Source organism: Algoriphagus taiwanensis, assembly GCF_036245645.1.
Taxonomy (GTDB): domain Bacteria; phylum Bacteroidota; class Bacteroidia; order Cytophagales; family Cyclobacteriaceae; genus Algoriphagus; species Algoriphagus taiwanensis.
The window spans coordinates 70,413-92,689 of sequence record NZ_BTPE01000010.1; the positions used below are offsets into that span (position 1 = coordinate 70,413).

Genomic DNA, 22,277 nt, shown 5'->3' on the forward strand with positions numbered 1-22,277 from the left:
GAGCTAGATTAATGATTTTTCTTCCAGAAATAAAGTCTAAAAGGGCTAAATGGTTTCAATTTCCTCCTACCTCTTTCTAAACTGGCTTGGGGATAAATTTACATGCTTTTTGAAGAAGTTGTTGAAGTGGGTCACCTTGTTAAATCCCAACCCAAAGGCGATTTCGGAAGATATATGAATTCTCTTCCATTTTTAATTGACAGACATTCAAAACAATAGCAGGGAATGTATGTTTTGTACATGAAAATCAAACCCCTTACCCAATGAAAATGAACAGAATTTCGGCTTTGGCCGCCACCTTCCTTGCTTTAGCCTTATGGACTGCATGCAGTGCACCAAAGGAAGAAACCACAGAAGAAGCAGTAGTTGAAGTAGTAGAAGAAACTCCTGCCCCATCCAATACCGTAGTTGACATCGCGGTGAGTTCTCCAGACCATACTACCCTGGTAGCGGCAGTTCAGGCTGCAGGTTTGGCTGAGACACTTAGCGGAGACGGACCATTTACCGTTTTTGCACCTACCAATGCTGCTTTTGAAGCGCTTCCTGCAGGAACAGTAGAAGGCCTTTTGAAGCCTGAAAGCAAGGATGCCTTGACAGGAATCCTGACTTTCCACGTAGTAGCTGGAAATGTGATGTCCGGTGATTTGAGTGATGGTCAGGTAGTAACCACGCTAAACGGTCAAAACCTAACGGTCTCTATCAAAGATGGAAAAGTAATGATCGGTGGTGCAACTGTGGTAGCTGCTGATTTGGCAGGAACAAACGGTGTAGTACACGTGATTGACACTGTACTTCTACCGGAATAAACTTATAGAATCCAAAATGATCATTAAGCCGACTCGGAAGAGTTGGCTTTTTTGTTTGTGTTGAATTTAGGATTAATTATATCAATTTCTCTAATCCATCTTTGTTGTTTTTAATCCAGTACCAATTCAGCCTACGAACAGCCCTTTGCACCGCAACTGGAAATGCAGAATCTGAAAATGTAACCTTTGGGGTTTTGAAAACCCCGAAGGTTTTCCACTTGAGAAAATAAAAATTACATAAGCCCGAAAAGAATTCTTGTCGGGCTGTTTTTTGACATAAAAAAAGGCAGCCCGAAAGCTGCCCATTCCTCCCCAAAAAGTCGCCTAACCTGGGGAAACGGAACTCTACTTCACCCCATATTCAGTAGGGTTCCTTACTTACGCCTGAATAATTGCATTGCGAAGACCGTCGCTGTTCAGAATAGCTCCGAATTCTCCAATGATTGACTCAGGCACATTATTTTCTAAAGCTCCTTCTACCACTGCCTGAATGAAAAGATCATAATCTTCGGCAGTGATTAATCCTGTCAATCTGGAATTGACTGCAGGATCGTGGGCATCACGCATATTTAGGCCATTGTAGCTGATGTTGGTAGATCCGATATTGGCAGCCAGAAAATCTGAGAAGTCTCCGACCAAGGTGGTAAAGCCACTGGTATTTCCGGCTCCTACTTCATTCAAGAGTACAGTGAAGTACGGCTGCAGGTCATCATATTTCCCACCTTCGTTGGTAGCGATAACCAAAACGGTAGAAGTGACCACTGCTCTCAAAGGAAGGTATCCTGCTTCGATCAACATCCCTGGATTGTCAGGATCAGAGACCAGGCCTGAGCCTCCCAATCGGGTATACAAATCCAGTTCCTCATCATCAGCCCGCTGCACGATTGGTTCTCTGACCGATTCCAGAAGCTCTGCCACAGGCCCCAATACATCCGGACTTGTGATTCCAGCTTCAGCCGCTCCTGCCACTACTGCTTGAATGAACAGATCGTAATCGGCATTGTTGATCAAGCCATTCATTCTAGGATTGGCAGAATTATGCGCCTCGGCCATATTCAATCCTGTGTATTGAAAGTTTCTGGACCCTGTAGCTTCAGCCAAAAATCGGGTAAAATCATCCACCAAGGTGGTAAATCCGGAGAGGTCATTTCTACCTACCTCATTCAACAGAACAGAGAAATAAGGCTGCAAATCGTCATAGGTTCCACCTTCATTGGTAGCGATTTCCAAAACCGTGTTGGTCACTACGGTGCGGAGGTTGAGAAAGCCCTGCTCGATCATCTGCCCCGGATTGTTGGGGTCTTGAACCATAGTCTCTCCACCCAACTGAGTTGAGTAAAATGAGTTGTCCATTGGCGGCATGGGTTCATCTTCACCACAGGCGAAAAAGACAAACACACCCAAAATCCAAAGCTTGGCAAAAGAATAATTTTTGAGTTTCATAGTTGTTTTATTTAGTAAATATGGATTGAAATAGACTTCCTAACTGGTAAGTAAAACTGTCCTTGGGAATGGCAGGACAACTGCTGGCTAATTCCTCTGCACTGGGTCTGTAAAAAGAAGCTTGGATTTGAAGCTGATCCCCCAAATCACTCGCAAGCTCATCCCCGCTGATTTGTTTGCGATCGTACAGGAGAATAAAATGTCCCTGCTCCCGGTTGACCCGAAAAGCTCGGATGTACGGTTTTTGCAAATAATCTTGCTGTACTTCATCGATCTGAAGGGTATCCATTCGATCAGCAACTTCAATCTTTCCCATAGACCAATTGGGACCTTCAGGTGCGCCTTTTCCGGTGACCTGATAAATGTGCACTCCCAAAACCACCAGGAGAGCCAATACAACAGCACTTAGTGAGAGAATAATTTTTTTAATCATGGCTTACTTCATTTTTGGGGAAATACGAAGTGATCTTTCGTCTTGGATTGAGGAGATGGAAATTTTTTGAATTAATTTTTGAAACAGGCCATGCAACTGAGGCAGTGAAGGGCCGGTTGAATCCGCACCTGACCTAGCCGTTCTTTGCTCCAATCCTCCAGATGAAAAAGTCGATACTGAATTCGGCCATCCTTGACAGAAAGGTGATTTTCACAGTTAAATACATTACCCTGCCAATCAATGGTGAGCGATTCTTGACAAGGTAGATCGGAACGAGAATAATGCCCGGTATGGGAAAACAACTCTTGGAAATGAGCCAATTCCTGCCCCTCTTGCGCTAGGCAGGATTGCATTCTCCCTACCGGAGCATACATTTTCTCATCAACCGAACTAAAAGCAAGACCCATTTTAGATGCCCAATTTTTTATGGTTTCAGTCTGAGATTGGGTTCCATGAGGTTTTCTATGGTTCCAAACCAAATTGAGTTTGAGTGAATCATCGGTACCATATCCCAGACGATTAAAGTATCGGGTCACTGAAAGAAAAGTCTTGAAAGTCCCTGCACCCCGGAGTAAATCCATTTCTTCTGCATCTATCGTAGGCACATGGACGACAAGGTGAACCTGATTTTCTTTCAAAAAATTGGGTAAAGAGCCTCGGAACCCCGGGTTTTTCATGGACGTAATGTGCGTGTGCAAAACGATTCTTGTCTGAGGACTTCGCTCCCTGACCTGCCTGACTAGCCATCGGAAATAAGGGGTCAGCTCCGGTGCCCCACCCTTCAGCGTGACTTCTTCAAATCTTTCTCTTTCGATCAAATCAGCCACTTGATGCACGGTATCGTAGCGCATGAAATCCGCACTTTGGGGCTGGGCATCATGGGGGCAAAAAGAGCAGGAATGATTGCAAACCTTACCCAGAAAAAGTTGGAGCTTGGCAATGGACTGAGGGGCTGGGAGCGGGTGCTTGGCAATAAAATCTGCCAAGTGATTCATAGACAGCCCTGATTTGCCCGATTCAAAAGATTGATTTTTAGCTGTTTTGTGATGGTTTACCGATCTTTCCTGCATCATTTCCGAATTTGGAAGGATGTACGAAGTGGAAAGGAGATTTGGATTGAGTGGAAGGAAAATTCAGAAACTACTCCAAATTCAGAGACTTGGTAGCCCACTTTTCAAGAAATGCATATTGAGGAAAGGAAATGGCTTTTTTTATAAAATCAATCTTTTAAAACTAACTTTTAATTCAATTTTTATATTTTCAAAAATTCAAAATCACCATCCTATTTAATTCCATTGACTTTCATGAAATCCCTTCTTACCCTAGTCTTATTTTTTACTTCAAACCTGCTCTTTTCCCAGGTTCAGATCGTAGCCGAACAAGATCAGGAAAGAAATCTGACCCTGATGTCCTTCAATAAAGAAGCAATTCCCTACACGATCGAAATTCGATTCAACAAACTGGAAAACTTGGAATCTCCGGAGGGAGAGCTCCTTTTCAAGGTTGCAAAGCCGGGAAAAAGCATTCTCGTCAAATTGCTTTCCATTTACGGAAATGTAAATACCTCCTTCAACTACAACACGAAATTGTACAAAGGCGATTTTCAGAATAAAGTCCCCTCCTTGGGGCCTTACTTGTTGCCGGTAGAAGAAGGGACTGTAGTGGACATGAGGCCTCTTGCGGTAAATAATCAGTCTTCAAAAACTACTCCCTACACGGGAGTTGGAATTTACTTTGACTCTGAGACCAAAGTCTGTGCGCCGAGAAAAGGAATCATTTCTGAGGTCCAGATGGACCAAGAAGAAGGGGAAGCAGGACTTGATGATTTTTCTAAAGAAAACTACATCGAAATCTACCACCAAGACGGTACGTTCACCCGACTTTCAGGACTTCAGAAGTCCTCTGCTTCCGTAGAAGTAGGAGAAATAGTCATCCCGGGTCAGGTAATCGGAACCTCCTCCCTTCAGGCCACTTCCCAAAAACATCATGTGAAAATGATCCAAAGTCGTTGGGAAATACAAACCCAAGGGGTCATGTGGATCAATTATCCAGTGAACATTTTTTCCGGAGGGGAAGAGTTCTCTACTGAATCCATGGCAAGTCAGGTGACTTCCTCCCATCCTGAGGAACTGATTATCCAGGAACTGGATAAAAAAGAACTGAAAAAGTATTCTGGAAAATGATTGGCATCGAGAATTTTCGGGATTTCATTCTTTTACTTCCAATAAAGAGCCTTTCTTTTGGAATCATTTATCTGAAATACGAATAAGTTGAATCAACTTTTCAAAAATTTCCGTGTTCGCCATGATGCCCCGAAACTCTCCCGAATGCGGTCCATAAGCAAAAATCGGCACCAAAATCCCGGTATGATCATCGCTGTGAAATCCCAGTTCCACCTCTCCCCTTTCCAGATTTCCCTGGGGGATAGAAACTCCCCCGGTTTCATGGTCGGCAGTGATTACAATCAAGGTACCCGGGTTGGAATCAGCATATCTTATCATTTCCCCAATCAATTGATCAAAATCCAACATCTCAGTCACAATGGTGGACGTGCTGTTGGCATGACCGCCTGAATCGATCATAGCCGACTCAATCATCAGGAAAAAGGGAGTTTTCTTCTGCGCGAAAAACTTAAGTGCTTCCAAAGCATTTTTGGTCAGAAAGTCCCCCCTGCCTTTTTCCATGCTCGGATTAGAACCGAGTGAAGAAAAATAGGCTACCCGATTGGACTTCATTTCACCCAAACCTTCCAGCCGATCCGCCATTTCAAAACCCGCATTGGACATGGCTGAATCCAGGCGCAAAAAGGTACTTTTTCCTCCGCCAATGACCAGACTCAAGGCACTTTTTGGCAAATAGCCTGCAATCTGATCCGTATCATCCCGCTCCGGATGGTGGGCATAAAAAGCTGCCGGAGTGGCCCCGGTCACTTGGTCTGTGGTGATGATTCCAGAAGAAAAGCCTTTTTCGGCCAAAATCTCCGGTAGATTTTTCAATCGCTCTCCATCTGGACCAACTCCCAAAGCCCGATTATTGGTTTTTTGTCCGGTGGCAAAAGCTGTGGCCCCTGCCGCAGAATCCGTGGTAAAATCATCCGCGGCCTGAGTTTTGATCAGTCCCATATTCCGGATTTGTGCCAGATTCAGGTTCCCTCCATTGGCAAAAAGTGCTGAAGAAATCTGTGCCAAACCATTCCCGTCTCCAATCAGCAAAAGGACCCGCTCAACTGGCATATCCGCTCCATCCCATTGATACGTGGGAACATATACCGGCTGCTTCTCTTCCGCGGAATAGACTCTTTGCTCGAGAGTAGCGAGATATTCTTGGGCGGCTTTGGGCTGGTCCGTATTGATGAAATCCACCCCCAAATCCTGAAATGCTTTCCAGGCAGACTTGCTGTCCGGAGCAGCCCAGAAACGAACCGGTCTGTCAAATTGATGAACCAACTGAATAAAATCCTTTACTCCCTGAAGCTCCTTTTCCACCATTCTTCCCTTACCATTCCACACGGAAAACTGACGAAAACTCAGGCTCACCATGCCGATTTTCTCCCAAGGCAAATCGGGAGTCAGGTTTTTGCTTTGGTAGTCAAATAGAATCCATTCCGGATAGCTGCTATAATCCTCCGGCTTAGGCCTATTTCCAGAAATAATCAATTTAAGGCCTTTAGGATTTTGGGAGGAAAAAAGCAGGGAAGGGAATTCCGCGGCATCTTCCATCACCTGCTTCAATGTGGAATATGCCTCTGTCTTGCAATCCACCAAAAGATGGAAGTCAAATTCATCGATCATCCCTAATTCCACAGCTCGTTGGATGGGTTCCAAATAAATGGATCGAAAGGTCCGCTCAAGCCGTATGCTTTCTTTCTCATGAGCCACCATCACCCGCCCATCCTGAAGAATCACATCTACCTCGATAGAGGCCGCCCCTGCTGAAAATGCTTCCCAAAAAGGCACTTTTTGAAGGTAATCATTATGAGAATGAAGGCGGAAGTCCTGTTGTGCCAAGAGCCTTTCCTGCGCAAAAACAAGAAGGAATAAAAAAGGAAAGAGGTATTTTTTCATGGCTAAAAATAAGGCCCCAAAGCCAAAATTCTGAGGGTTAAACTGAGGAAACTCCAATCCTTAACAAAAGGATAAAAACCCAGGCTACTCTTTGCCTTTGGTAACAAAAACTTGACAGAAGGGTAAATCCTAAGCCAGCAAAATATTGAATATTTGAGGTTTAAAAGTCTATCCTGGATAATGAAAAAACTCACCCTCGCTCTTGGAATTTTTTGCTTAACTCTTTCGGCATCTGCCCAAAAACTGAATGAAACACAGGTCATCGGTAGCCATAACAGCTACAAAAGTGATATGCCCGCTCCTATTCTGGATTATTTGAAAGGAATCAATCCCTCGGCAGCCCAGAGCTTGGCGTATGCTCATATCCCCCTCTCAGATCAATTGGATCTGGGATTGAGAAATTTGGAATTGGACGTATTTCATGATCCACTTGGGGGAAGGTACAGTCAGCCCAAAGGCTTGGCCATGCTTCCTGAGGGGACTGTTTTCGATCCTGACAAAGACCTGGAAAAACCCGGTCTGAAGCTCTTCCATGTGCAGGATTTGGATTTCTACTCCCATCATCTCCTCTTCAAAAATGCTTTGCTCGAATTGAAAGCCTGGAGTGAAGCCCATCCGGACCATCATCCTGTTTTTGTTCTGATCAATGCCAAAGACGGGCAAGTTCCTATGACGACCGCCCCGCTTTCTTTTTCCACTGCCGCTCTGGATAGCATTGATCTGGAAATCCGGACCCATCTCGGATTGGAAAATCTGATCACTCCGGATCAAGTCCGGGGAAATTACTCCAATCTGGAGGAGGCAGTATTGGCCGGAAACTGGCCCCAAATCGATGATGTGCGGGGTAAGTTTTTGTTTGTTTTGGATGAAAATGAAGAGAAAATCCGCCGCTATCTTCAGGCCAAACCCGGTCTGGAAAATGCCGTCCTTTTTGTCAATCTCAAAGAAGGAAATCCCGAGGCCGGATTCCGAATCATCAATAATCCAGTCACTCAGGAGAATTACATCCGGGAATTGGTAGAAAAAGGATATTTGATCCGAACGCGGGCAGATTCGGATACCAAACAAGCCCGGACAGAAGACTACAGCCAATTCGAAAAAGCCAAAGCCTCCGGGGCACAGGTGATTTCGACTGACTATTACCTTCCTTCGAAATTTTTCGATTCTCAGTACACCGTCCAATTTGAAAACAAAGGATACGAAAGACCAAACCCTGTCCTAATCAAAAAGTGAAGTATCCCCGACTGATTGCAGCCCTGATAAAGGCCGGAATTCTGATTTCCTGTATCCAAAATGATATCCTAGCACAATCCGCCCCGGATGTTCAGGTGGCTTTTCTGGCAGATATTCACCTGCAGGATGTCTACGGGGATTTTGAATCCCCAGAGTTTCAGGGAGTATTGAATCCCAAGAATGGGAGGTGGGCCACTATCCGGACTATGGAAAGTCAGCTCAATTCCACCCGGCTTTTCAATGAAAATTACTTTGCTCTGCTCAGTGCTTTGAATGATCTTGGGAAAAAGGGCATTCAATTGGTTGTCTTACCCGGGGATTTCACCGATGACGGTCAACCGATGAATGTGCTGGCGCTAAGTCGGATTTTGGACGAATTTGCTGATCGATATGGGATGCGGTTTTTTCTCACCACCGGAAATCACGATCCAGTCTCCCCTTTTGGAAACCCGGATGGAAAACGGGACTTTCTGGGAGAAGAAGGCCAAAACCAAGCAATTGTCAGTGATCCGGCACTGGCAGTTGACTCCAATGCCGCAGTAAGCCCTGCTCTCGCCAATTGGGGATATTTTGATCTGATTAAGCCTCTGCAATCCTTTGGCTTCAGCCCAAACCCGAAAGACATTTTCTGGACCCATCCCTTTATGGATTGGGATTATGAAGGCTACTCTTTTGAATTTACCAAAGGAAAATCAGCGATGGAAAAACGATTGTTTACCGATCCCAAAACCGGCTTTTTGCTTCCTGATGCCAGTTACTTGGTAGAACCTACTCCGGGATTATGGCTATTGGCGATCGATGCCAATGTGTACACCTATTCCGGAACTCCGGAAACCATTGATTCTTTGGCTTGGAGAGGTTCATCCGTAGGGTTCAATTTGGCAGCCGACAATAAGGAACATCAGCTGAAATGGATTCGAAAAATCAGTGAAGAAGCCCGAAAAAGGGGAAAAACACTCGTTTCCTTCAGTCATTATCCCTTGGCTGATTTTCATGAAGGAAGCTCGGAAGAGATGGCCAAATTATTCGGTGAGGGAAAGTTTCAGCTGGTCCGGGTACCCAAGGCAGAAATTTCCAGCCGGTATGTCGATGCGGGGTTGCGAATTCACTTTGCGGGACATATGCACATCAATGACACAGGAAAAATCACCAAAGGGGACTCTACCCTCTTGATCAATATCCAAGTCCCTTCCTTGGCTGCCTACCCGCCTGCCTACAAAACCATGAAGCTTCAAGATCATTCTACCATGTATATCCAAACCCATCTCATTGAAAAGGCTGATCGATTTGACGAGTTTTTTGATCTGTACCGAATGGAGCATCAGTGGCTTGGCCAAAAAGAAGGAGCAAAACTCTGGAATCTGGAAATTTTAGATTCGGAGAATTACCTGGAATATACCGGCTTTCACTTGCAGGAATTGATCAGACTTCGATTTTCGAATTCCGATTGGCCTGAACCTTTGAAAAATCTGGTTCAGGGCATCAGCGAAGATCAGTTGGAGACCTGGCTGAATACGCCTTTGGAGAAAAGAGGAGAACTTTTGGACAGGATTTGGACAGAAATCCAAAAATCCGGAAAGCGAGGACATCTGATGGAAGATTTCTATAAAATCAAAAATGGAGGAGACCTCGGAATAAAAGAAATTCCATCCCAAAGAGTTGATCTTTATCAGCAACTTGGCAAAAAAAAGCTTGCCTCTATTGACACTTCTTTGAATGGGCAATTTTCATCCTTTCTTAGAATCCTCGGAAAACTTAGCCAGGGAATGCCTTCCGAGGATTTTTTTATTGATTTGCAAGACCTTAGCATCAGAAAGGCGGATTAAACCCGGTTAAATCATTCTTTTCGGAGCATTTCAGTCAAAAAAGGAATTGTAACTTCTGTATTAGCCTTCTTGCCTTGAAGCATTTTCACTGGATGAAATCCAAAAAAAAAGCCGAACGGAAAATCCGCTCGGCTTTTGAACTTACAACCTATAAGAAATTAATAACCAGGATTCTGAACCAAGAATCCCTGAATATTTGAAGCTCCGTCAATGGCTCTTTGGGGAATGGGAAACAGTCGCTTATTCGGATCACGGTCTGTTTTTTCGGTCCAGATGTCCTCGTATTTACCAAATCGGATTTGATATACCCTTCTTAATCCTTCCCAATACAATTCAAAGCCAGATTCGCGGAAGAGGATATCCATGTCCATGGAATTTAGGGCTGCAGGAGTCTGAGCAGGCCGGGCGTTTCTTGAGGTTCGAAGGGTATTCACGTCTGCCAGCGCTCCGGTATTGTCGCCTTTTCTCAATTTGGCCTCTGCCCGCATCAGGTACACCTCACCCAATCTGAGCAATACGATATCCACGCTGCTGTTGCTGCAGCAATTGGGTGCTGTCCGGCTAAACTGATATTTGGAAAAGCGGTGTCCGGTATTGTGAAGGCTTCCCTCATTGGTAAAATCTACCTGGAAGTTATGGTCCACATAGCGAATATCCGCACCGCTGCTTCTTCTGTTGATTACGGGATATATTCTGACTTTTCCGTCCTCGCAGGTAATTATGCTACCGGTTTCATCCTTTCTTGGACCCCAGATGATTCCCCTGAGGATTCCTCGGTCCATTTCAAACTCGGTGGCCTCCACACAGTAGTAGTGATCGGCATCATTGGTCGGATTGACTCCGGTGAGATCTCTTAGGTTCTCGGGAATAATGGTATTCTCCTGAAAGAACCGTGCATCAGCATCAGCAGGGTCCACATCTCCATAAGCATCATACCAAGACTGAATAAAATCCGGGGTTGCCGCTACAGCATCAGTACCGCGGGTATTGGGAAATTCCGGTCTTGGAATCTGATCTCCGGAAATGGACCAATACTGCCATCGGCTGTGTTCTGTTTGCAATACTCCTCGCTGATCCAGGGAGAAAATCACCTCCGGATTGGTATTGTTGTCGTCATTGAAAATATCAAAGTATTCAGGGGAAAGAGAAAAAGGCCCATTGATAATGTTGCTAGTGTATTGGATTACCTTTTCCAAATCTTCTTGTTGGAAATTGGGTGTCCCGTAAGGATCCCGATAGACTGCTGCATTCAGGTACAGTCTTGCCAAAAGTCCTTCCACAGCATATTTGTTCATCCTTCCAGGGCCATTGGTACTGCTGATGACCCCCACCACGGAGAGCAACTCAGACTCCAAATATTCCACCGCCTCTTGACCGCGGAGTATTTGGGATTGCTGATCAGATCGATCTTTCTTAAACACCAATCCCCAGTTGTCCAAAGCCAGCATATTCAGATAGGCCTTGATTGCTACCATTTCATAAAGGGGATTCTGAGCCGAGCTATTCCCATTTTCCACTTCCAAACCCAATTGCTCCTCGGCTGCTACTGCCCGGGATAGACCTAACGTTATAAAGGTCCAGGAGTCACCCACCAAACTGTTGCCCGGTGTCATGAGATGCTGATGGACAGCGATGAATTTACCTCCGTCAAACCAGTCTCTACCTCCACGGTAGGGAAGAATGCCCTCGTCCGAAGCGACTTCCTGAAGGCCAAAATTGGTAGTGTGCAACCATACCTGCCGGAGCATTCCATAAACAGGAGCAATCGAACCGCTTACAATCTCGGCCTGACCGGTACCGGTGAGGGATTCATCCAGAATCTCCTCCTCCAGAGTCGTACAACTCAGGAACGTGACAAAAAACAAGGTCACGGGAATTAATTTTCTAATATTAAACGTCTTCATTTTTTTGATGATTTAATGATTAATTTCCTTTCTTTTCCACCTTCACCTTAGAAGGTCAGATTAAGATTGAGCATAAAAGTCCTAGCTCGTGGATAAGTGAATCGGTCAATCCCGAAAGTCTGAATTCCTCCGGAAGTAGATCCTGTATTGACTTCAGGGTCATAACCGCTGTAATCTGTGATGACAAAGAGGTTTTGTCCTGTGAGAGAAAACCGGATATTCTGAAATGCATTACCCACTCCCAATCGCTCAGGATTTACAGAGTAACCAAGAGAGGCGTTGTTGAGCCTGAAGAAAGCCCCGTTTTCCAAGAATCGGGTAGAAACGGTGTTGGAGTTGTTGATGGATTCTTCGGGAAACTGAACTGCGAAGTCGGTAGTATTATTGGATCGGGAAAGCTGAGCCTTAGTGAAAAGGGACATGGTGGTATGATTGTAGATTTTGTTCCCGGCTCCACCGTTGAAATTCAAGGTCAAATCAAAGTTTTTGAATCTCATCGAGGAATTGATCCCGTAGATCATATTGGGAATAGCACTTCCTACCACTACCCGGTCATTGTCCAATATTTCTCCATCTCCATTCACATCCACAAATCGGTTTAGCCCATCTTCACCGATTCCGTCAAACTGTAGCATGTAGAATGCACCGATCGGTTGGTTGTTGATGTATCCGTTGATGGTAGCTCCGGTCTGTCCAGCCCCTTGGGCCGCACCTGTAGTCAATACGGAGTAGGGAGAATCCCTGACTTCATTTTGGATAAAAGTAATATTACCTCCAATGGTGTAAGTAAAGGCTTTTTGAGGATTGCTGTTGTAATTAAGAGCAAGCTCAAACCCCTGATTCACGATCTCCATATTGTCGATATTATCCCAAAAAGTGGAAGTAGGCTGAACGGGATCTGCAGGGACCACCTCCAAGAGGATATTGGATGAAACCTTGTTGAAATAATCCACAGTACCGGTCAGACGGTAGTCCAAAAAGGCAAAGTCAAACCCTACATCAAACTGGGTGGACACCTCCCACTGCAAATCGGGATTGGCCAAGCGGGTAAAAACAATCCCATAGGGATAATCGTCCAGAGAATTTCCGTCCGTGTCAATGGGATAGGTATTCAAACTGCCTGCCCCTGTAGCCAGTCGATCTTCGGAGAAACTTGCTTTGGTAATCTTTGAAGGAATCTCCTGATTTCCGGTTTGACCCCAGCTGGTTCTCAGCTTCAGGTTATTGAAAACAGAACCAGCCATAAAGCCTTCTTTGCTCAGATTCCAGCCTAAGGCAAAGGAAGGAAAATAACCGTACCGGTTGTTTTCACCAAACTTGGAAGATCCATCAGCTCTGAAAGTGGCAGTAAACAGGTATTTCTCATCATAGACGTAATTGAGCCTACCAAAAAAGGACTGAAGTTCATTTCTGACCGCGGAGGCATTGACCGTAGTAGGAAACTCGCTGGTGCTATTGTGATCCTGATATCTAGGTTCAATATTATTGGCTGCAAAGCCTCTTGAAGAAGTGCCTCTGAATTCATCCAAAAAAGTCTGGAATGAATGCCCTACCAAGACGGTAAAGTTGTGCTTGTAATTATTCCAATTGTAGGTAAGTGTATTTTCAATCAGGCTGTTTGTATTGGATGAGATCAATTCATCCAGAGTCCCGTCAGATACATTGGACTCATTGACTACCTCTGGAAAAGGCTTGTATTGAATATATCGGGCGGTATTCGAATAATCCACCCCGAGATTGAGCTTGTAGGTCAGCCCATCGATAATTTCAAATGAAGGGGAAATAGTCCCCAAAATCCGGTTATTCGCAGCATCGTCACTGTAGAGCTCATTTCGTTTTAGCGGGTTCAGCGCATTGGTGTTGAGCAAAGTAGGCTCACCGTTGGTAAATGCGGGAATGGTTGGATTTAAGTAAAGCATATCGCTGGCAATAGAACCAATTGCCGGACGGAGGTTTTCCGTATAGGATGCTGTCAAATTGTAATCCACGATCAGGCGGCCTTCAAAGGCTTTCTGATTCATATTGAGCTTTCCTGAATACCGTCTCAGATTGCTGTTTTTCAGAATTCCTTCCTGATCCTGATAGCCAAGAGAGGCGAAATATGAAAAGCGCTCAGAATTAGCTCCGCTCATAGAGAGGCTATAATCCTGAGAGAAACCTACCTGAGTCAGCTCATCCTGCCAATTGGTATTTCCTCCAAAATCCTCCAAGTTCCCTCCTACCGCGACTACTTGTCGTCTAAACTCATCCGCACTGAAAACATCAATGGTATTGGCCATTGAAGACCAAGCTGTAGAAGCAGACAAATTGACCTGGGAAGAGCCCGACTTTCCTTTTTTGGTAGTGATGACAATCACCCCGTTGGAAGCACGAGAGCCATACAGTGCGGTGGCACTCGCATCCTTGAGTACATCGATGCTTTCGATGTCATTGGGATTGAGAAAGTTGAGCGGATTGGATGCGATACCTGTATCGGAGTTATCCAAAAGAAACCCGTCCAAAACATAAAGGGGCTGAGTTCCTGACCTCAAGCTACCAATTCCTCGAATAATTACATTCTGATTGGCGCCGGGCTCCCCACTGACAGAGGTAATATTTACCCCGGCCACTTTTCCCTGAAGAAGATCTACTGGATTGGTGATGACTCCGCGGTTGAAATCTTCATTTTTCAGGGAACCTATCGCACCGGTTACATCCGAGCGCTTTTGGGTACCATAACCCACAACAACAATCTCGTTGAGTTGGGAACTTTCGGGCTCCAGTCGGATCATCAGCTTGGACTCGGACCCCACGACGATCTCTTGGGGAGCGTAACCCAAGTAGGAAATGACCAATACCGCATCACTTCCCACATCCAATGAAAAATTACCATCCAAGTCAGTGATTGTTCCTGTGGTGGTTCCCTTTACCAAAACAGCCGCACCTGGCAATGGAGCCCCTGTCTCATCGACTACTGTTCCGGTAATCACTTCGAGCTCTGCTTTTTGCAATGCTAAGGGAAATGTAGGCCTGGCGAAAAGTCCTATTCCCCCTGTGAAAAAAAAGAGCATACTGCACAGCAACCCGGTTTTAAAAATTCGGGCTGCATCAAAATTTGTAAAGTTTACCATTTTCAACTGGTTTAAAGGTTGGATTAAGCCACGAAGTTAGACTGACCGCTTCCCTTAGACCGGAATTGAAAATCAACAGATTATGAAATTACTTCATGTATTTTTTTGAAAAAGACCTGTCTTTTTTAATGAAAATTTATTTTTGAATTAGACAATTGTTACCTGCCGCTTTTGAAAAAAAATTATCAAAAACCAAATCTGGAAAAAAGACAGTCCATCCTATTTCATCTCAGTAAAAACTCAATTTAATCCAAAAAGGATGTTAATAGTGAAAGATTACAAATCCTTATACCAATTAACAATCAGTTCACCTGATTGAAATGCGCCGAAACCAATTTCCAGCCGTTTTCACGCTCTACCCAGACATCCAGGAAGTTCATTTCGTGGGTTTCTTCTTTCCCCAAAGTAGTCATGGTCATCGCTCCTTCAGCATGTACCACTGCCGTTGTTCCAAAAATCCGGACAATGGGCCTCCTCAAGGAAACCTGATTCAGCCTTCTTTTGGGATTCTGAAACTCCTGCCGCAATTCTTCCTTGGTTTCCGGCTTCCCGTTGTAGCAGATTAATAGCCCCTCGGCATCAAAAAGCTGCTCGAATTTATTGAGATCAAAGCTTTCCCAGACTTTGAATTTTTCCAAAGAAAGCGCGACCAACTCTGATTCTGAAATCATAGCTGAATGTGTTAAGTAGGATGAGGGCGAAAGGGTGATTTCGCTGTGTTCATAAGGTACAAAGCCTTTGCCAAAAGTCAAATGATTGGAGTAAATGCTTAATTCTTATTCCATAAATGGTGAAATAGTCCAAAAAAATTGCTCAGATCAGGGTCAGTTATTTTCCAAGAAACTCTCTGCAATCCTTAGTGGTCTAAATATCAGCCTGTTTTTCACTTTGAGGGCCCGGCTTCGCTTAGCGATATCCTTGAGCGTTTTTAGTACTTCCAAAGTGTGCTCCCCTTTATTGATCATGACACACTCTGCCATCGCGGCCCTGCCTGCATCGGTAATCTCGGCACGGGAAGCAATTCCTGACTTGTGTAGATTTTCCAAGACTTGTGTCGCCCAAATCACCGGAACATGCCCCGCTTCGCAAATCCAGGAGATCTCTTCCTGCACCTCCACCAACCGCTCGAAGCCAATCTCCACTGCCAAATCTCCCCTTGCAATCATCACCCCAAAGCAAGGCTCTTTCATGCTTTCCAGCAACAGTCCCGGTAGCTGAACGACCGCATCCCGGGTTTCGATTTTCAAAATAACCGGAGGTGGAGTAGCAGTCAATTTGAGCATTTCACTCCGTAAGTCAGCCAAGTCTTCTGGGGTCCTTACAAAAGAAAACCCAACCGTATCAGCCAATTTTATTACCAAGGGAAGGCATTTTCGGTCAAAATCTGTCAGAGAAGAAATAGCTAAAACAGAGTCAGGAAAATTGATCCCTTTTTCATTTTTCAGGAATGGTTTTTTAGATGAAATCCGCTCTATTTTCAAGGCTGCACCTTTCTTGGTGATCCTTTCCACTCTGGCCCTGATCAGTCCATCATCGAAATAGATCCGCTCCCCCACCTTCAGACTCTGAATCAGCCCCGGCTCATTGGGACTTACCACCACCTCTTTCTGGGTAAACCCTTTGGCCGAATCGCTCAACCAGACTCTACCTCCTACTTTGATTTCAGCTTTGCCTGATTCTCTGCCTTTTTGAAGCAAAACAGTGCGAATCTTGGGACCTGCCAGATCAAAATGTATAGCACAGGAAAGACCTGTTTTTTTACAGGCTCGCTGAATTTCTCTGACCATCTGGGTCCAGGTATTGGGATCGTCATGGGCGCAGTTGATTCGGGCTACGCCCATACCATTTTGCAAGAGCTTTTCGACATATTTCTTTTCATCAAAAAAAGACCGATCAAAAGTAACCATGACCGAAGAGGGCCATTCTGCATGATGCAGTCCAAATAGGCGTTCGCTGTTCTTTTGGATTTTCTTCGATCCAAACTCCATGGAGCAAGGATCCAAAGGGCGAACTTCCTCTCCCAGTCTCGAAAGGGTCACCTGAATCTGACGATACACATGGCTTTCGCAGCTGGCAAGAGAGGATAGACCTTCTTCATGAAGGCTCTCCTGAAGCTCTTGGATGTCAGTTTTCCTTAAAATAAGGTAATTGAGCAGGTTTTTGGCCGACTCTAACTGAGAGGGATGAACAGCACTTAAAAGAGAAGCATAGCGGGTAGGACTGTTTCTCATTTCCTCTTCGAGTTGGAGAAGAGCACTTCGCAAAGTATCTAGTTCGGGCGACATAGGTTTCCGCAGGTTTGCTTACAAGTTCTGATTTATCCAGTACAATTGGGAAGGATTTTCAGCATTTGGAGAGATTTTTTTTTTGGAACAAGTCGGCTATCCCTCAGGGAATTACATGCACAATGAAAATTATTTTCATTTTCTCTGAAGCGAAAAACAGCCTCTATTCGTCCTGAGAGCATATTTAAAACTAAACCCACTTACTATGCGAGTAACAAAGAGCATCTTTTCCGCTTTGGCGGTGAGCGGCACCCTCCTGATGAGTTCCTGCTTTGACAATCTGGAAAACACCCCACTCCCACCCACAGCTTACGTGTCCATTTATCAAGGCTCCCCGGATGCACCGGCTATGGATATCTTTGCCAATGCCAACCGAGTCAACCGTGATCCTATGGAGTTTACCCAAGTCTTGGGATACAGTCCCTTCTTCCCCGGCGAAAGGGATTTCCGGTTTGCAGCAGTCAATTCGGCAAGTTCTCTCCTGGAAAAAGAATTTGAATTGAAAGCAGATTCAGTTTACTCCCTTTTTGTAATCAATGAAACTGCCGCTTTGGATGCCTTTTTGGTCAAAGATATTTGGGAAGAACCCAGTGCCACTCAAGCCCAGCTGAGATTTGTCCACCTATCTGCCGATACGGAATCAGTGGACCTTTTTGTCAATGATACAAGCACTCCCCTCCTAGAAGAATCCTCATTCAAGGATGTATCGGAATATCTGGAACTGACTCCGGGCAATACAATCCTAAAAATCAAGTCCTCTGAAACCGGAGAAACCCTACTCACCTCAGGAACCTTAGACCTGAAAGGAAACCGGGTGTATACGCTGGTGGTAAGGGGAATGAGCAGCGAACCTTCAGGCCCCAAAAAACTAGACATTCAGCTGATCACCAATTACATCGCTTACTAAAGACGCCTCATTTTTTTGACTGAATTTCCCGGAGCCTAGGGTGGGCTTCGGGATTTTTTTATTTCCCCTCTCCACCAGGAATAGTCGAATCAGAACCATCCCGATTGGCCCGGTAATGGGGAGACATGATTTCTATCCCGTACTTCTGACAGCAGTCCTGAATGTTTTGATGAAGATGGGAATAAATGATCGCCTGCTTATTGGGCTGCTTGGTGTAGGCATTGATCTGATAGGAGACATAAAAGTCATCCAGGCTTGTCTGGAGAACAAAAGGCTTGGGGTCTTTTTCAATATATTCAGTGGCCAAAGCAGCCTCGATGAGGGTTTCATGGATTTTTCTCCAGGGAATATCATAGCCCAGAGTGACCGAAGTATAAAGAATTAAGCCTTGGCCTTCGGCTTGAAGGGAATAGTTGATGGTATTTCCTGTCAAAACTGAGGAGTTGGGGATGGTAATGATCTCATTTTTGGGAGTCTTGATGCGGGTGACCAAAATGGTCTTCTCAACCACATCGCCCTGCACATCTGCAATCTTTATCCTGTCCCCGGGCTTGAATGGCCTCATGTAAGTGATCACCAAGCCGGCAATCATATTGGTGATCGCTGAGGAAGAACCCAAAGAGAAAATCACCCCGACAAATACACTGACCCCTTTGAAAATCGGAGAATCTGACCCGGGCAAATATGGAAAAATCAAAACAAGGGTAAACGCCAAAAGCAGAAAACGGACGATATTATAGGTGGGCATTGCCCAATCAGGATGAAAACCAGCCACCTGAAGTCTTTCCAGCTCTATCTCCCGGAAAATAAACCGGACAAAGCGAATCAGGTATCTCATAAAAATTATGATTACCAAAATGCTGAATAAGTTGGGTAGATAATCCAATGTAGATTCAAATATTCTGCTGACTGGATTCAAGACCCAACTAAGAATATCATCAGACCAGTCCTCAGAGGCTGGAAAAATACTGAAGAGGATAGGCAGCAAGAGATAGAGTAAAATCAAAACGAGAATCCACCTCAGGATTTTAATCAGTTGAATAGTCAGCCCTTTTTCCTGATCGCTGGTGAGGAAGGTGTATCCCTTATAGGTCAAATCCCTAAACACCCTGCTACCTTTTGAAGAGACCCAATGGACAAGTCTGTGGGTGGCTTTATGAATCAAAATAAAAATAAGGACTGCCGCCAAAATCGCTAAAAGGGCAAGGGATATCCGTTTTATCCAGGCTTCTACTTTGTTTTCCTCCTGGTAGTTAAGAATATCCTGATTGATTACATCCCGGACAGCTATAGCCAAACTATGGATATCATATTGGTCATCCCGGATATCCTGTTGAGTTACTGTACCGATTATTTCGTTTTTGTATAGGATATCGTATCCATTTTCCAATTCCTCTATTTGAAGGGAATCAGCCACATAGCGTGGATTGGTAGCAAGTTTTTGGATTCTCTCGGTAATTCTTTTGGCTCTTTCCTCGGCAGTAAGAGACCCCAATCTGGAATAAACAGTAAACAGGGTATCTTGGAAAGCTCCGAGTACAGGAAATCCGATATTTTGCTCTGCTTGGGGTGGCTGATTTGAGGTAGATTCCTGCTGAAAGGAAAACCCATTAGAGGCAAGCAAAAGACAAAATAACAGGACAGGGATAATGAGAATCCGCGAATAATTATTTTTCATAGGAGCTATAATTCCAAATGAATTTAGAAGAAAAAAATATCTTTTTGGGGAGGTGGTATCGCTAGGGCAAAAATTTCATAAAACGGGATACTAGATCAAAAAAAACACCCCGAATAGCTTCAGGGTGTGTCGTTGGTTTAGCTTTCGGTTTTTTTATTTCTTTTGGACCGTACCAAAGTTGACTTTCAGAGCTGCGCCGAAAAAGCCGGGATTATTCCCTGTGCCAGAGATATCCTGCAAAGGATAATTGTAGAACGGCATCAACAGATAGGCAGCTTTCTTAGACTCCAAAACCACAATATTTACTCCCAGATTAGCCGTAGCAAATGGAATAAAGCGGGAAGATGGAGTGTCCACTGTAGAAAGACTAGATACTGATTCAGACCTGAGCGTAAATCCATCAGAATTGGCAGACTGAGCATCAAATACTGCCACTTGACGGAGATAGCTGTTCTCTTGCTGAGCTTTGTTGGTAAATGCCATCAGATTAGAGAACCCTGCCTGTATGGCGATCGATTGCCGACGATTGACCGGATAGGTGACGAATAGCGGGATATCAATCTGCACCTGAGATACATCCACTTCCTGACGCACGGGATAGGAAGCGTTGGCGATCTGCACAAAGCTCTCCCCTTGGTCAGATTGATTGAAGAAATTGACCCCCATTCCCGAGCCAAGTTCAAGTTTTTCACCCAAGGCCCAATTTACCTGAGCTCCCAAGCCCAAGGAAGTACCGGAGATGGACTGATTGTCTGCTTGAGAGCTGCTTACTCCGGGACTAAAGCCCAAGGAAAGGGTTCGTGTCCGGTATTCATCTGCACTTGTGGGCTGTTTCTCCTCCGCTTCGGTCAATTCGGCAATTTGTTTCTTAAGCGCCTCGACTTTGCTTTGGGTGAGTGAATCCTCCGCACTCATTTTCGCTTCAGCAATTGGAGTGGAGGACCTACGCTCCTCCTTCGACTCCATTTCCGATGGTGTAGCTTTTGTTTCTTTCCCGGCAGCATCTTCTTTTTCGGCCAGGAGCAAAGGCTGTCCGTTTTTCTTGTGATCAAAATTAGCTTTAGGCTTTCCAGGGTCGGAATTTAGCGCAAGCTGTGGGGAGGTCTCCTGAGGCTTGACTTCCTGTGTTTCAGGTGACGGGGAATTATCTTCTGCGAGAGAGTTAATCTCTTCTTTGAGCGGATTTTCCTGAACGGGTTCATTGAGGCTTTGTTCGGCGAGATTTTCCTGTCCTGTCGGATTTAATTCTCCGATTTTGCCCATATCCAAGGCAAAATAAGCCGCAAGGAAAATCAAAAGGGACGCGGCCATTCCCCCTGCCCAGTAGGCAAATTTGAACCCTACACCGACTCTTTTGGCCTGAAAAGCCTCCCAGGCCCCTTCCTCATAAGGAACAGGATCATTGTCCTGATGCCTTCGCAGGTTCTTTGCGAGCCATTTATCCAGATTATCTTCCTGCATATTCTTTCAGATGTAATTTGATCAGCTGACGGAGCTTGGTTTTGGCCCGCGTCAGGTAAACTCTCGAGGAGCTTTCGGTTATGTTTAACTGCTCAGCTACCTCACGGTGACTGAATCCCTCCACCTCATAGAGGTTGAAGACAATTTGCTGGTCCTCGGGCAGCTGGTAGAGGAGCTTGAGAATCTCCTCGTAGGCCAGGTCGTCCGGGGCATATACGGGGTCGAAAACGGGCGTTTCGCCGTCTGCTTCCTCGTGGTTTTGTATACGTTTATTTTTTCTGTAATAATCAATGGCTGTGTTGACGGTAATTCTTCTCAGCCAAGGCTTGACGGCAGGAGCTTGTTCCAGTTTTTTCAGGGAATCAAAAAATTTCAGGAAGGAATCCTGAGTGATTTCCTGGGCCTGATCCCGACTTTTGACATAGGAGAGACCAATCCCCATGACAAAGCCATAGTAGCGCTTGAAAAACACTTCTTCATGCTTTCTGGATCGACGTTTGCAACCGTCAATCAACTCTTGGTCCGACCAGTTCAAATCAAATCTTGCCCCGTTAGTAGTAATTAAATCAAGCCTAGCTTACCTCCGATCAATCTTTTTCCAAATCACAATCCCCTTCGCAATTAAAATCAAAGAAGTTGCAGTTTTCCCGGATATAGATACTCATTCGGTTTACCACACTCTCCTGAAGTGGCATAAATGCCCTTTTTAAGTCGATTTTCAGGGTATCATTTACCGTATTGCCGCTTGTCGACCCACAATTGGTAAACTGAGGAAAAAGGTAAAGCTGAACTCGCTCCGGCATGCTTTCCTGCACGCCCCCATCCCAAACCAAAAGATAATCTCCATTGCAGGATGAATTTCTTCTGACGACCAGTTGAAGCTCGTTTCCGGTTCGTTTGACTGCCCGGATTTCGCCAAGATTGGCGCAGAAGTTATTGCTTCCCCGCTCAAAGTTGAGCTGTTGATACAGCTTTTGATTGACCTGAAACCGCACTTGGTCAAATCTCACCTCATAAGAAACTCCCAAAAAAGGAGAATCCATATCCCCTTCCTCAGCACAGGAAACGAAGAATAACAACAAGAATATCCTTAGCAGGGATTTCATAGGTTGGTTTGTTTTTATGAT

Annotated in this window: 18 protein-coding genes; 5 read left to right on the forward strand and 13 right to left on the reverse strand. The window is 44.9% G+C overall.

Annotated features, from left to right (window positions below; all coding sequences use genetic code 11):
• Positions 1-66: 66 nt before the first annotated feature.
• The gene (locus AAA938_RS14055; RefSeq protein WP_338229479.1) at positions 67-180 is read right to left on the reverse strand and encodes a helix-turn-helix domain-containing protein; all 114 of its coding nucleotides are present in this window, start codon (positions 178-180) and stop codon (positions 67-69) included.
• An 83-nt stretch (positions 181-263) separates the two neighbouring features.
• Between AAA938_RS14055 and AAA938_RS14060 the strand changes: the two genes are divergently transcribed.
• On the forward strand, positions 264-806 hold the full coding sequence (locus tag AAA938_RS14060) for a fasciclin domain-containing protein (RefSeq protein WP_338229378.1): 543 nt from the start codon (positions 264-266) through the stop codon (positions 804-806).
• A gap of 378 nt (positions 807-1,184) precedes the next feature.
• On the opposite strand, the gene AAA938_RS14065 is transcribed toward AAA938_RS14060, so the two are convergent.
• From AAA938_RS14065 to AAA938_RS14075, 3 genes are all read right to left on the reverse strand, one after another.
• Complete coding sequence (locus tag AAA938_RS14065; protein WP_338229379.1) at positions 1,185-2,249, reverse strand: globin family protein; 1,065 nt, start codon at positions 2,247-2,249, stop codon at positions 1,185-1,187.
• A gap of 7 nt (positions 2,250-2,256) precedes the next feature.
• Positions 2,257-2,682: a heavy-metal-associated domain-containing protein gene (locus tag AAA938_RS14070; protein WP_338229380.1), complete on the reverse strand. Its 426-nt coding sequence runs from the start codon at positions 2,680-2,682 to the stop codon at positions 2,257-2,259.
• A gap of 71 nt (positions 2,683-2,753) precedes the next feature.
• Entirely contained in the window at positions 2,754-3,677 is a 924-nt protein-coding gene (locus AAA938_RS14075; RefSeq protein ID WP_338229381.1) for a radical SAM protein, read from the reverse strand.
• Between the two features lie 309 nt (positions 3,678-3,986).
• On the opposite strand from AAA938_RS14075, the gene AAA938_RS14080 reads away from it, so the two are divergent.
• A complete protein-coding gene (locus AAA938_RS14080) occupies positions 3,987-4,865 on the forward strand; it encodes a M23 family metallopeptidase (protein WP_338229382.1) in 879 nt (292 codons plus the stop codon).
• 63 nt (positions 4,866-4,928) lie between these two features.
• On the opposite strand, the gene AAA938_RS14085 is transcribed toward AAA938_RS14080, so the two are convergent.
• Positions 4,929-6,746, reverse strand: a complete 1,818-nt coding sequence (locus AAA938_RS14085) for an alkaline phosphatase (RefSeq protein WP_338229383.1) — start codon at positions 6,744-6,746, stop codon at positions 4,929-4,931.
• A 180-nt stretch (positions 6,747-6,926) separates the two neighbouring features.
• Between AAA938_RS14085 and AAA938_RS14090 the strand changes: the two genes are divergently transcribed.
• Both AAA938_RS14090 and AAA938_RS14095 read left to right on the forward strand, forming a co-directional pair.
• A complete protein-coding gene (locus AAA938_RS14090; RefSeq protein WP_338229384.1) occupies positions 6,927-7,979 on the forward strand; it encodes a phosphatidylinositol-specific phospholipase C1-like protein in 1,053 nt (350 codons plus the stop codon).
• Positions 7,976-9,805, forward strand: a complete 1,830-nt coding sequence (locus AAA938_RS14095; protein WP_338229385.1) for a metallophosphoesterase — start codon at positions 7,976-7,978, stop codon at positions 9,803-9,805. Before AAA938_RS14090 ends, AAA938_RS14095 begins: the two co-directional genes overlap by 4 nt.
• 158 nt (positions 9,806-9,963) lie before the next feature.
• Here AAA938_RS14095 and AAA938_RS14100 read toward each other — a convergent pair whose 3' ends face one another.
• The 4 genes from AAA938_RS14100 to AAA938_RS14115 all read right to left on the reverse strand — a co-directional run bounded on the left by AAA938_RS14100 (position 9,964) and on the right by AAA938_RS14115 (position 17,104).
• On the reverse strand, positions 9,964-11,709 hold the full coding sequence (locus AAA938_RS14100; protein ID WP_338229386.1) for a RagB/SusD family nutrient uptake outer membrane protein: 1,746 nt from the start codon (positions 11,707-11,709) through the stop codon (positions 9,964-9,966).
• Between the two features lie 47 nt (positions 11,710-11,756).
• Positions 11,757-14,819, reverse strand: a complete 3,063-nt coding sequence (locus tag AAA938_RS14105) for a SusC/RagA family TonB-linked outer membrane protein (protein ID WP_338229387.1) — start codon at positions 14,817-14,819, stop codon at positions 11,757-11,759.
• A 302-nt stretch (positions 14,820-15,121) separates the two neighbouring features.
• Complete coding sequence (locus AAA938_RS14110; RefSeq protein ID WP_338229388.1) at positions 15,122-15,490, reverse strand: nuclear transport factor 2 family protein; 369 nt, start codon at positions 15,488-15,490, stop codon at positions 15,122-15,124.
• Between the two features lie 153 nt (positions 15,491-15,643).
• A complete protein-coding gene (locus AAA938_RS14115) occupies positions 15,644-17,104 on the reverse strand; it encodes a pyruvate kinase (RefSeq protein ID WP_338229389.1) in 1,461 nt (486 codons plus the stop codon).
• Between the two features lie 205 nt (positions 17,105-17,309).
• Here AAA938_RS14115 and AAA938_RS14120 point away from each other — a divergent pair, with 205 nt between their 5' ends.
• Complete coding sequence (locus AAA938_RS14120; protein WP_338229390.1) at positions 17,310-18,011, forward strand: DUF4397 domain-containing protein; 702 nt, start codon at positions 17,310-17,312, stop codon at positions 18,009-18,011.
• 58 nt (positions 18,012-18,069) lie between these two features.
• Here the strand turns inward: AAA938_RS14120 and AAA938_RS14125 are convergent, their stop codons facing one another.
• The 4 genes from AAA938_RS14125 to AAA938_RS14140 all read right to left on the reverse strand — a co-directional run bounded on the left by AAA938_RS14125 (position 18,070) and on the right by AAA938_RS14140 (position 22,256).
• Entirely contained in the window at positions 18,070-19,689 is a 1,620-nt protein-coding gene (locus tag AAA938_RS14125) for a mechanosensitive ion channel family protein (protein WP_338229391.1), read from the reverse strand.
• Between the two features lie 153 nt (positions 19,690-19,842).
• Positions 19,843-21,150: a hypothetical protein gene (locus tag AAA938_RS14130; RefSeq protein WP_338229392.1), complete on the reverse strand. Its 1,308-nt coding sequence runs from the start codon at positions 21,148-21,150 to the stop codon at positions 19,843-19,845.
• Positions 21,137-21,685, reverse strand: a complete 549-nt coding sequence (locus tag AAA938_RS14135) for an RNA polymerase sigma factor (RefSeq protein ID WP_338229393.1) — start codon at positions 21,683-21,685, stop codon at positions 21,137-21,139. The genes AAA938_RS14130 and AAA938_RS14135 overlap by 14 nt, the downstream gene beginning before the upstream one ends.
• A gap of 52 nt (positions 21,686-21,737) precedes the next feature.
• Positions 21,738-22,256 carry a hypothetical protein gene (locus tag AAA938_RS14140; RefSeq protein ID WP_338229394.1) on the reverse strand — a complete coding sequence of 173 codons (519 nt, stop codon included), beginning with the start codon at positions 22,254-22,256 and terminating at the stop codon, positions 21,738-21,740.
• Positions 22,257-22,277 lie beyond the last annotated feature (21 nt).